Origin of the sequence: Pseudomonas sp. VS40 (assembly GCF_018587885.1) — a bacterium.
Lineage (GTDB): Bacteria > Pseudomonadota > Gammaproteobacteria > Pseudomonadales > Pseudomonadaceae > Aquipseudomonas > Aquipseudomonas pergaminensis.
Genome location: NZ_JAGYWD010000009.1, coordinates 217,105 through 226,998, shown reverse-complemented (window position 1 = coordinate 226,998; position 9,894 = coordinate 217,105). Strand labels below are relative to the sequence as shown.

Genomic DNA, 9,894 nt, shown 5'->3' with positions numbered 1-9,894 from the left:
TCACTGCCGACCATTCTCCAACTGCTGCCCCGCAATCCAAATGTGGGAGCTGGCTTGCCTGCGAAGGCGGCCTCACTGCCGACCATTCTCCAACTGCTGCCCCGCAATCCAAATGTGGGAGCTGGCTTGCCTGCGAAGGCGGCCTCACTGCCGACCATTCTCCAACTGCTGCCCCGCAATCCAAATGTGGGAGCTGGCTCCTACACTGCGATCGCTCACCGCTGAATATCAGATCACATCCACGCCAACGTGGATGGCATCATGCCGCCAGAACTCCAGGTCGCAGTCAATCAAACGCTGGTGCTGGTCATAGTTGACCCGGGCGATCCGCAAGCCTGGGCTGCCCACTGAGACGCGCAACGCGGCGGCAGCTTCCACTGGCAGTGATGTCGGCACGATTTCAAAGCGCACGCGCCCGTAGTGGAGGTCGTACTTGCGCGCATACAGTTCAGTCATCGACTGATTCAAATCGCAGTCCAGAATCCCCGGGAAATACTGCGGGTTCAGGTAGTGCTCCACATACAAGACCAAACGCCCATCGATCCGTCGGCCCCGGCAGATCTGGATCACGCTGGACAGCGCCGGCAATTGCAACCAGGCGCACACCGCTGCCGACGCCGGTTGCAGCCGCGCGGAGATCACTTCGGTGGACGCCACCCGCCCCTGGTCGCTGACCATGGCGTGAAAGTGGCTGCGTTGCATCAGGTTGTAGGCCAGCCGTGGCGGCGAGACAAACCAGCCGCGCCGCTCCTCGCGATAGATCTGGCCCTGGGCCTCCAGTTGTAACAAGGCTTCCCGTACCGTAATCCGAGTGGTACCAAACAACTCGCTGAGCTTGCGCTCGGCGGGCAGTTTGCTGGCAGGCGGCAGCAGGCCATGGTCGATCTGCTCTTGCAGCGCCAGGCCGATGGATGTCACCGCCTTGATTGCCTCATCACGCATCAACGTTACCTATCTGGACTAGACCAGCACCGACAAGGTGCACAAACCGCTCCGTAAATGGGCTTGCACGGTTGCCTGCCAGCCTAGGCATTACAGATGACCGACAGATGACAGTCCGTGTGCATCCCCATAGCACACCCTGCAATACATCGGCCAAGTCCCAGCCCTGCGGGCACTTGAGCATGGTCTACGCTAACTCTGCGACTAGCGACATCAGCGATTTAAAAACGACATCGACATGAAACTGTCATCCATCGAGCCTAGATTGGCTCAGGTATTGCTGACCTAGACCAACACCACCGCAAACGTCGACAAAAACGCAGCGTTGAAAACGCCCAAAGGAGCTTCGGATGAAACAGCTTTTCCTGGCATCACTGTTAGGCTCGACCATTGCCATGTGCACCGCCGCCATGGCCGCTGATACCGATCTAAAAACTCTTGAAGCCGCCGCGAAAGCGGAAGGCGCCGTCAACAGCGTCGGCATGCCCGATGACTGGGCCAACTGGAAAGGCACTTGGGAAGACCTCGCCAAGACCTACGGCCTCAAGCACATCGACACCGACATGAGCTCGGCCCAGGAAATCGCCAAGTTCAAGGCCGAGAAAGACAACGCCAGCGCCGACATCGGCGACGTAGGCGCAGCGTTCGGTCCGATTGCGGTGAAGCAGGAAGTCACCCAGCCGTACAAACCGTCCACCTGGGCCCAGGTCCCGGATTGGGCTAAAGACAAGGACGGTCACTGGGCATTGGCCTACACCGGCACCATCGCGTTTATCGTCAACAAGAAGCTGCTGCACGGTTCTGAAGTGCCCACCAGCTGGGCTGACCTGCAGAGCGGCAAGTACAAGGTCTCGATTGGTGACGTAAGCACCGCGGCACAAGCGGCCAACGGTGTACTGGCAGCCGCCATCGCCAATAAAGGCGACGAAAAGAACATCGCCCCCGGCCTGCAGTTCTTCACCAAGATCGCCCAGCAAGGCCGTCTCTCGCTGTCCAACCCGACCATCGCCACCATGGAAAAAGGCGAAGTCGAAGTGGGCGTGGTCTGGGACTTCAACGGCCTGAGCTACAAGGCCAAGATGGCCAACCCGGATGACTACGTGGTGCTGATCCCCTCGGACGGTTCGGTGAAATCCGGCTACACCACCATCATCAACAAATACGCCAAGCACCCGAACGCCGCCAAGTTGACACGCGAATACATCTTCAGCGACGCCGGCCAACTGAACCTGGCGAAAGGCAATGCACGTCCGATCCGTGCCGAAACCGACCTGAAACTGCCGGCTGAAATCGCCAAGAACCTGATCCCCGGCGAGCAGTACACCAAGGCCAACCCGCAGCCGATCAAGGATGCCGATGCCTGGGAAGCCACGTCCAAAAAGCTGCCACAGCTGTGGAATGAACAGGTCATCGTAGAAATGAAGTAATCGAAGCAAACCTCTGTAGGAGCCGGCTTGCCGGCTCCTACCGATCTGATGCCCCCTGATCCAAGCCCATCTGTTGCGGAGCGCCAGCCCCCATGAAGCACACTGTCATCCTTGTCGTGCTCGACGGCCTGAACTTCGAGGTTGCCCGACACGCCATGGGGCACTTGCAGGCCTATGTCGGCGCAGGACGCGCAGCCCTCTACAAGCTGGAATGTGAACTGCCCGCCCTGTCCCGCCCGCTGTATGAATGCATCCTGACCGGCGTACCGCCGATCCAGAGTGGCATCGTCCACAACAACGTCTCGCGCCTGTCCAACCAGCGCAGCATTTTCCATTACGCCACCGACGCCGGCCTTACCACGGCGGCGGCGGCCTATCACTGGGTCAGCGAGTTGTATAACCGCACGCCCTTTCTCGCGGCCCGCGACCGTCACACCGACGACAAGGCGTTGGCGATCCAGCACGGGCATTTCTACTGGAATGACCACTACCCGGATTCCCACCTGTTTGCCGACGCCGAAAGCCTGCGCCTCAGACACGCGCCTGACTTCCTGGTGGTGCACCCGATGAACATCGATGACGCCGGCCACAAGCACGGCCTCGATACCGCGCACTATCGCAACAGCGCACGGGTGGCCGACATCGTCCTGGCCGACTACCTGCAAGGCTGGCTCGATGCCGGTTACCAGGTGCTGGTAACCGCTGACCACGGCATGAACAACGACCGCTCCCACAACGGCCTGCTGCCGGAAGAACGCGAAGTGCCGCTATTCGTGCTCGGCGACGCGTTCAGCCTGGACCCCAGCGCCGCGCCGAAACAGACCGAGCTGTGTGGCACCGTCTGCGAACTGCTGGGCGTGCCCCACGACAAACCTGTCTGCCGGGAGCTGTTGAAATGATCCGTGGCAAATGGCTGGCGCTGCTCTGCCTGGTGCCGTTCGCACTGTTCTTTATCGTGTTCGAAATTGCCCCGCTGGTGTGGGTACTGATCAACAGCCTGCAAACCGAAGAAGCTGGCTGGGGCGTGGAAAACTTCACGCGGATCTTCAGCTCGAAGTTCTACCTGCAAGCGATTCAGTTCAGCCTTGAGATCAGTTTCTACTCAAGCATCTTCGGCATCATCATTGCTGTGCTGGGCAGTTACTCGTTGCGCCGGGTGGATTCGCCGTTGCGCAACTTCGTGACGGCCTTTGCCAACATGACCAGCAACTTTTCCGGTGTGCCCCTGGCTTTCGCGTTCATCATCCTGCTGGGGTTCAACGGCAGCATCACCCTCATGCTCAAGCAGGCGGGGATCATTCAGGACTTCAACCTGTACTCCAAGACCGGGTTGATCATCCTCTATACCTACTTCCAGATTCCATTGGGTGTGCTGCTGCTTTACCCGGCCTTCGATGCATTGCGCGAAGACTGGCGTGAGTCAGCGTCCCTGCTGGGCGCTAGCGGCTGGCAGTTCTGGCGGCATATCGGCCTGCCGGTGCTGACCCCTGCCTTGCTCGGCACCTTCGTGATCCTGCTGGCCAATGCCCTCGGCGCCTATGCCACGGTCTACGCCTTGACCACCGGCAACTTCAACGTACTGCCGATTCGCATCGCGGGGCTGGTCTCCGGCGATGTGTCCCTCGACCCGAACCTGGCCAGTGCCCTGGCCGTGGTGCTGGTGGTGCTGATGACCGTGGTCACCGTGGTCCATCAACTGCTGCTCAAGAGGAGCTACCATGTCTCGCGCTGAAGCCGGCCCGGCCTCCCTCTACCACCGCGTGGTGGTGTACCTGTTGTTTGCGATCCTGGTGTTGCCGCTGATCGGCACCTTCGTCTATTCCATCGCCAGCAGTTGGTCGGCGACGATCCTGCCCGCCGGTTTCACGGTGAAATGGTACGTACAGCTGTGGAGCGACCCGCGTTTCCTGATGGCCTTCGGGCAATCGTTGCTGGTGTGCGTGGGCGCACTGGTACTGTCGGTGGTGTTGATTTTGCCGCTGCTGTTCGTGGTGCATTATCACTTTCCCAAGCTGGATGCGCTGATGAACATCCTGATCCTGCTGCCTTTCGCGGTGCCACCCGTGGTGTCGTCGGTGGGTTTGCTGCAGCTGTATGGCTCCGGGCCGATGGCGATGGTGGGCACGCCGTGGATCTTGATCGGCTGCTACTTCACCGTCGCGCTGCCGTTCATGTACCGGGCGATCACCAACAACCTGCAGGCGATCAACCTGCGCGACCTGATGGACGCCTCCCAACTGCTCGGTGCCAGCACCTGGCAGGCGGCGATCCTAGTGGTGCTGCCCAACCTGCGCAAAGGCCTGATGGTAGCGCTGTTGCTGTCCTTCTCTTTCCTGTTCGGCGAGTTCGTGTTCGCCAACATCCTGGTGGGCACCCGCTACGAAACCCTGCAGGTCTACCTGAACAACATGCGCAACAGCAGCGGCCATTTCACCAGTGCCGTCGTGATTTCCTATTTCTTCTTTGTGCTGGTGCTGACCTGGGCCGCCAATATCTTGAACAAGGACAAAAGCCAATGAGCTTCGTCAGCGTCCAACACCTGCAAAAAGGCTACGCCGGCACCCCGGTGTTCAGTGACATCAACTGCGAGATCGCCAAGGGCGAGTTCGTCACCCTGCTCGGCCCGTCCGGTTGCGGCAAGTCCACGCTGTTGCGTTGCATCGCCGGGCTGACCTCGGTGGACAGTGGCAAAATCCTCCTTGATGGCCAGGACATCGTCCCGTTGAGCCCGCAGAAACGCCATATCGGCATGGTGTTCCAGAGCTATGCACTGTTCCCCAACATGACCGTGGAACAGAACGTTGCCTTCGGCCTGCGCATGCAAAAGGTCAACGCCGACGACAGCCACAAGCGCGTGCAAGAAGTGCTGCAATTGGTCGAGCTCAAGGACCTGGCGGGCCGCTACCCGCACCAGATGTCCGGCGGCCAGTGCCAGCGCGTGGCCCTTGCCCGCTCGCTGGTCACCCGCCCGCGCCTGTTGTTGCTGGATGAGCCGCTGTCGGCGCTGGATGCACGCATTCGCAAGCACCTGCGCGAACAGATCCGCCAGATCCAGCGAGAATTGGGGCTGACCACCATCTTCGTCACCCATGACCAGGAAGAAGCCCTGACCATGTCCGACCGGATCTTCCTGATGAACCAGGGCAAGATCGTGCAGAGCGGCGATGCCGAAACCCTCTATACCGCGCCTGTCGATGTGTTCGCCGCCGGCTTCATCGGCAACTACAACCTGCTGGACGCCGACAAGGCCACCCAGTTGCTGCAACGCCCGATCAACAGCCGCATCGCCATTCGCCCGGAGGCCATCGAACTGAGCCGCGACGGCGAACTGGACGCCCTGGTGCGCAGCCACAGCCTGTTGGGCAACGTGATCCGCTACCGCATCGAAGCGCGCGGCGTGGAACTGGTGGTGGATGTGCTCAACCGATCGGCCGACGACCTGCACCCGGACGGGCAACGCCTGGCACTTTCCATCGACCCCAGTGCCCTGTGTGAAGTAGCCTGATGCAACGTTTCATTTGAGAGAGCATGACGGATGGCATTGGTAATTTTTGATCTGGACGACACCCTCATCCACGGCGACTGCGCCACCCTGTGGAGCGAGCAGATGGGCCGCCTGGGCTGGGTCGACCCCGAGTCGTTCATGCGCAAGAACAACGAGCTGATGGACGCCTACAGCCAGGGCAAGCTACGCATGGAAGACTTCATGGACTTCAGCCTGGAGCCGATGATCGGCCGCACGCCGGAAGAAATCGAGCACTTGGTGGAGCCCTGGGTCGAGGACGTGATCGAGCCTCTGATCTACAGCGACGCCACCAAGACCATCGCGCGCCATCGCGCCAATGGCGACCGGATCCTGGTGATCTCGGCGTCGGGCACGCACCTGGTCACGCCGATTGCGGCGCGGATCGGCATTGATGAAGTGCTAGGGATTGAACTGGACGTCAGCCATGGCGTGTACAGCGGGCGTACCGCGGGTGTACTGACGTACCGTGAAGGCAAGATCACGCGTCTGCTGGCGTGGTTGGAACAGGAAGGTGAAACGCTGGAAGGCGCGTATTTCTATTCGGACTCACGCAATGATCTGCCGTTGCTGCTGAAGGTGGATCATCCGCAGGTGGTGAACCCGGACCCGGTACTGCGCGAACACGCCGAAAAAGCTGGCTGGCCAATCCATCACTGGACCTGATTGAACCGAGATCAAAATGTGGGAGGGGGCTTGCCCCCGATGGCAGTGTGTCAGATGAAGAATTCTTCACTGTCCCACCGCCATCGGGGGCAAGCCCCCTCCCACATTGACCGCATTCAGCTCAAACTTTCGTCGATCACCAACACCAACTTCCCGGAAATCTGGTTGGTCGCCAACTCGGCAAACGCCGCCTCGGCATCCTTGATCGGGAAGGTCTTGGCCAGTTGCGGGCTCAGCCGCCCTTCGACAAACAGCGGCCATACATGCTGGCTCAAGTCGCTGAACAGGTCCGCCTTGAACTGATCACTGCGGCTGCGCAAGGTCGAGCCTAGTAGCTGGATACGCTTGCCCAGCACCTGGGCCAGGTCCAGTTGCGCGTCGCGACCGCCCATCAATCCGATCAATACCCAGCGCCCATCGAGGGCCAGCAGCTTGAGGTCCAGTGCTGCATAGTTGCCACCGACCGGGTCGAGGATCACATCGAACGGCCCGAAATCCCGCAGTCCTTCGAGCCCGTCGGTCCGTACCACACCGCCCTGGGCGCCGAGTTCCTCGCAGTAGGCCAGGCGTTCCGCCGAGCCGACGCTGACCCAGCACGGGCTGCCAAACGCCTTGCACAGCTGGATCGCCGCCGAGCCCACGCCGCTGGCGCCGGCATGCAACAGCACTTTCTCACCCGGCTTGAGGCCCGCCAGTTGGAACAGATTGAGCCACGCCGTGCTGTACACCTCAGGCAGCGCCGCCGCTTCAATCAGCGACAAGCCTTCCGGCGCGGGCAGCACGTGGCGCGCATCCACCACCACTTCTTCGGCCATGCCGCCACCGGCGAGCAGTGCGCAGACGCGGTCGCCGACTTGCCAGGATGAGCCCGCCCCCACTTCGCTGATCACCCCGGAACACTCCAGGCCCAGTACGTGACTGGCGCCTGGTGGTGGTGGATAAAGCCCTGCACGCTGTAATAAATCGGCGCGATTGAGGCCCGCTGCCGCCACGCGAATGCGAACTTGCCCTACATCGCAGGTAGGACTGGGTTCTTCCAACCACTCCACATGACCGTCAACGCCTTGCAATGCTTTCACAGTGCCTCCATAGTGAGTCTGGACTGAGCCCGTAGCTGTATCGCCGGGCTTTTTGCATTATGCGACCGGACCATATGGAACCGGCTCCCTCAAAGACGGCCTAATATGCGTTATCAATTGCCCCCGCGTCGAATCAGCATGAAGCATTTGTTCCCCTGCACCGCCCTCGCTCTTTTCATTGGTCTCGGCTTCGCGTCGATGTCGACCAATACGTTCGCAGCCAACAGCTGGGACAACCTTCAGCCGGATCGCGATGAGGTGATTGCCAGCCTTAACGTCGTCGAGTTGCTCAAGCGCCATCACTACAGCAAGCCGCCGCTAGACGACGCGCGCTCGGTGATCATCTACGACAGCTACCTCAAGCTGCTGGATCCGTCGCGCAGCTACTTCCTGGCCAGTGATATCGCCGAGTTCGACAAGTGGAAGACGCAGTTCGACGACTTCCTCAAGAGCGGCGACCTGCAGCCCGCCTTCACTATCTACAAGCGTTACCTGGACCGCGTCAAAGCGCGTCTGGACTTCGCCCTGGGTGAGCTGGACAAAGGCGTCGACAAGCTCGACTTCACCCAGAAGGAAACCCTTCTGGTGGACCGCAAGGACGCGCCTTGGCTGACCAGCACCGCCGCCCTCGACGACCTGTGGCGCAAACGCGTCAAGGACGAAGTGCTGCGCCTGAAGATCGCCGGCAAAGAGCCGAAGGCCATCCAGGAGCTGTTGACCAAGCGCTACAAGAATCAACTCGCGCGTCTGGATCAGACCCGTGCCGAAGATATCTTCCAGGCCTACATCAACACCTTCGCGATGTCCTACGACCCGCACACCAATTATCTATCGCCAGATAACGCGGAAAATTTTGATATCAACATGAGTCTGTCGCTGGAAGGCATCGGTGCCGTCCTGCAAAGCGACAACGACCAGGTCAAGATTGTGCGCCTGGTGCCGGCAGGTCCGGCGGACAAGACCAAGCAGGTCGCCCCGGCCGACAAGATCATCGGTGTTGCCCAAGGCGACAAAGAGATGGTCGACGTGGTCGGCTGGCGCCTGGACGAAGTGGTCAAGCTGATCCGCGGGCCGAAAGGCAGCGTGGTGCGCCTGGAAGTGATTCCGCACACCAATGCGCCAAACGACCAGACCAGCAAGATCGTGTCCATCACCCGTGAAGCGGTGAAGCTCGAAGACCAGGCTGTGCAGAAGAAAGTCCTCAACCTCAAGCAGGATGGCAAGGACTACAAGCTGGGGGTGATTGAAATCCCGGCCTTCTACCTGGACTTCAAGGCCTTCCGTGCTGGCGATCCGGACTACAAGTCCACCACCCGCGACGTGAAGAAAATCCTCACTGAGCTGCAGAAGGAAAAAGTCGACGGCGTGGTCATCGACTTGCGCAACAACGGCGGCGGCTCCCTGCAGGAAGCCACCGAGCTGACCAGCCTGTTTATCGACAAGGGCCCGACCGTGTTGGTACGCAACGCAGACGGCCGTGTCGACGTGCTCGAAGACGAGAACCCGGGTGCGTTCTACAAAGGCCCGATGGCATTGCTGGTCAACCGCCTCTCGGCGTCGGCCTCGGAGATCTTCGCCGGCGCCATGCAGGACTACCACCGCGCGCTGATCATCGGCGGCCAGACCTTCGGCAAAGGCACCGTGCAGACCATCCAGCCGCTGAACCACGGCGAGCTGAAACTGACGCTGGCCAAGTTCTACCGGGTTTCCGGGCAGAGCACCCAGCATCAGGGCGTACTGCCGGACATCGATTTCCCGTCGATCATCGACACCAAGGAAATCGGCGAAAGTGCCCTGCCGGAAGCCATGCCGTGGGACACCATCCGCCCTGCGATCAAGCCGGCGTCGGATCCGTTCAAGCCATTCCTGGCGCAGTTGAAGGCTGACCACGATACCCGCTCCGCCAAGGATGCCGAGTTCGTGTTCATCCGCGACAAGCTGGCCCTGGCCAAGAAGCTGATGGAAGAAAAAACCGTCAGCCTCAATGAAGTGGACCGCCGTGCGCAGCACTCCGACATCGAGAACAAGCAACTTGTACTGGAAAACATCCGCCGCAAGGCCAAGGGTGAGGATCCACTCAAGGAACTGAAGAAAGAAGACGAAGATGCACTGCCGGCCGAGGCTGACAAAACCAAGCCGGAAGATGATGCCTACCTGGCCGAGACAGGCCGGATCCTGCTGGACTACCTGAAGATCACCAAGCAGGTGGCCAAGCAGTAAATGATGGCGATTTAATGTGAACGCTCCTTGGAGTGTC

10 protein-coding genes are annotated in these 9,894 nt (G+C 60.3%); 8 read left to right on the top strand and 2 right to left on the bottom strand.

Annotation, left to right across the window (positions count from 1 at the left end):
• A partial coding sequence (locus KHP07_RS24815; RefSeq protein ID WP_214498180.1) for a hypothetical protein occupies nt 1-225 on the top strand: 225 nt, incomplete at its 5' end.
• 3 nt (nt 226-228) lie between these two features.
• Here the strand turns inward: KHP07_RS24815 and KHP07_RS24810 are convergent.
• Entirely contained in the window at nt 229-942 is a 714-nt protein-coding gene (locus KHP07_RS24810; protein ID WP_078047699.1) for a UTRA domain-containing protein, read from the bottom strand.
• Nucleotides 943-1,292: 350 nt separating this feature from the next.
• Between KHP07_RS24810 and KHP07_RS24805 the strand changes: the two genes are divergently transcribed.
• The 6 genes from KHP07_RS24805 to KHP07_RS24780 all read left to right on the top strand — a co-directional run bounded on the left by KHP07_RS24805 (nt 1,293) and on the right by KHP07_RS24780 (nt 6,558).
• Nucleotides 1,293-2,369 carry an ABC transporter substrate-binding protein gene (locus tag KHP07_RS24805; RefSeq protein WP_078047698.1) on the top strand — a complete coding sequence of 359 codons (1,077 nt, stop codon included), beginning with the start codon at nt 1,293-1,295 and terminating at the stop codon, nt 2,367-2,369.
• 92 nt (nt 2,370-2,461) lie between these two features.
• Nucleotides 2,462-3,268, top strand: coding sequence for an alkaline phosphatase family protein (locus KHP07_RS24800; protein ID WP_078047697.1), 807 nt, complete (start codon nt 2,462-2,464; stop codon nt 3,266-3,268).
• On the top strand, nt 3,265-4,101 hold the full coding sequence (locus tag KHP07_RS24795; protein WP_078047696.1) for an ABC transporter permease: 837 nt from the start codon (nt 3,265-3,267) through the stop codon (nt 4,099-4,101). The genes KHP07_RS24800 and KHP07_RS24795 overlap by 4 nt, the downstream gene beginning before the upstream one ends.
• A complete protein-coding gene (locus tag KHP07_RS24790) occupies nt 4,088-4,888 on the top strand; it encodes an ABC transporter permease (protein WP_025859118.1) in 801 nt (266 codons plus the stop codon). The genes KHP07_RS24795 and KHP07_RS24790 overlap by 14 nt, the downstream gene beginning before the upstream one ends.
• Nucleotides 4,885-5,874, top strand: coding sequence for an ABC transporter ATP-binding protein (locus KHP07_RS24785; protein ID WP_016980251.1), 990 nt, complete (start codon nt 4,885-4,887; stop codon nt 5,872-5,874). Before KHP07_RS24790 ends, KHP07_RS24785 begins: the two co-directional genes overlap by 4 nt.
• A gap of 30 nt (nt 5,875-5,904) precedes the next feature.
• Nucleotides 5,905-6,558 carry an HAD family hydrolase gene (locus tag KHP07_RS24780; protein ID WP_100491156.1) on the top strand — a complete coding sequence of 218 codons (654 nt, stop codon included), beginning with the start codon at nt 5,905-5,907 and terminating at the stop codon, nt 6,556-6,558.
• Nucleotides 6,559-6,674: 116 nt separating this feature from the next.
• Here the strand turns inward: KHP07_RS24780 and KHP07_RS24775 are convergent, their stop codons facing one another.
• A complete protein-coding gene (locus KHP07_RS24775; RefSeq protein ID WP_078047694.1) occupies nt 6,675-7,637 on the bottom strand; it encodes a zinc-binding dehydrogenase in 963 nt (320 codons plus the stop codon).
• A gap of 138 nt (nt 7,638-7,775) precedes the next feature.
• On the opposite strand from KHP07_RS24775, the gene KHP07_RS24770 reads away from it, so the two are divergent.
• Nucleotides 7,776-9,857, top strand: coding sequence for a carboxy terminal-processing peptidase (locus tag KHP07_RS24770; RefSeq protein WP_214498179.1), 2,082 nt, complete (start codon nt 7,776-7,778; stop codon nt 9,855-9,857).
• The last annotated feature ends 37 nt before the right edge of the window (nt 9,858-9,894 follow it).